This window comes from Roseobacter sinensis (assembly GCF_025755255.1).
Taxonomy (GTDB): domain Bacteria; phylum Pseudomonadota; class Alphaproteobacteria; order Rhodobacterales; family Rhodobacteraceae; genus Roseobacter; species Roseobacter sinensis.
This window is the reverse complement of record NZ_JALIEB010000063.1, coordinates 1-1,221: the sequence shown is the minus strand read 5'-3', so window position 1 is coordinate 1,221 and position 1,221 is coordinate 1. Positions and strand designations below refer to the sequence as shown.

General features: G+C 59.3%; 1 protein-coding gene and 1 pseudogene. One reads left to right on the top strand and one right to left on the bottom strand.

The window, feature by feature from the left end:
* Window positions 1–324 (bottom strand): annotated as a pseudogene (locus MUB52_RS23895) (transposase); the annotation flags it as partial.
* Window positions 325–826: 502 nt separating this feature from the next.
* On the opposite strand from MUB52_RS23895, the gene MUB52_RS23890 reads away from it, so the two are divergent.
* On the top strand, window positions 827–1,048 hold the full coding sequence (locus MUB52_RS23890; RefSeq protein ID WP_263846663.1) for a hypothetical protein: 222 nt from the start codon (window positions 827–829) through the stop codon (window positions 1,046–1,048).
* Window positions 1,049–1,221: the final 173 nt, after the last annotated feature.

The window sequence follows — 1,221 nt, the reverse complement described above, 5'->3', positions numbered from 1 at the left end:
CGCGGCCATGCCGGTCGCTGTGCGGTGGTCCTCCAGGTCGGTGGCGTCAATCCTCACGGTCGTCTCTTCGCCGTGCCAGGCAGCCAGTCCGGCCATCATCCGGGCGAAGATGCCCTTGTCGCTTCACCGTTTCCAACGGGTGTACAATGTCTTGTGAGGGGTATCGGCTGACAGCGCATCGCGCCATCTTAAGCCATTGCGATTGATGGAGATAATCCCGCTCAACACCCGCCGGTCATCGACGCGCGGTTTCCCGTGGGACTTCGGGAAGAAGCGCTCAAGACGCGCCATCTGCGCGTCGCTCACCCAGAAAAAATCAGACATGTTCACCGCTCAGTCTTGAGCCGTGAATCATGCCTTCGGTCGAAAATCAATGCGTCCTCAGCCTAACACTTGTCAGAAGCAGACGTGTGTCTAGCCTGTTTGAGCGGCGCATGCGGCTGCTGGTAGCCGTCACTGGAAGGCTGAGTCGGAGAGGGGTCATCTGCGACCCCTCCAAGGAACCGCATCAGCCGTTCGACCAGAACCCCATCCTTGACACCGCCATGGTCCCTGACGTCGACGGCAATCTTGTTGAGTAGTTCTTCTGCCTCATGCTGGCTTGCTTGTGCTAGATTTGCATTTGTCATGATGTCTCCTCTGCTTTCAACGAGCGGGGTGTTGTGGCAGGTCGGGGGTGGTGAGAGACCCCCGGCCAACCAGGATTGGCCAGTCGCAATATGTTGCATCGTCTCGGTATACCTTGGTCAATCCCTGCGGACCCACCCCGAACCAGGACGGCGGTGGGTTCTTGCCGGGACGCGCCGAAGTAGGCAGGGGGCCGCTCATGGTCCCTTTCGAAGCGCTCAAGTTGTTCCTCCTTCTCTTTTCCGGTTTTGAAATTAGGCTGGCGCGGATGTGCAACCTCTATGCGATGACAGTCGCGCGAGGTGCGATCCGCCAGCTGTTCGACGGGCCGGCAGACATAGCGGGCAACCTCGCGCCCCTGCCGGGTATCTATCCCGACACAAATGGCTCGGGACGTTCTCAATGGCTCGGAAAGTCCTAAACTGTCCCATTGGCGCCGATGTCAGACACACAAGACGGTCGCGCGACGGGACCTTGTTCGCCATTGGTCCGAGGACAATGGTCGAGTGGCGTGAGGAAGGAGCACGGCTTGCACAGCGACCTAAGAAGCGGCGACGGCTCTGTCACACGGACAGTTCGATCATCAGAATGAGG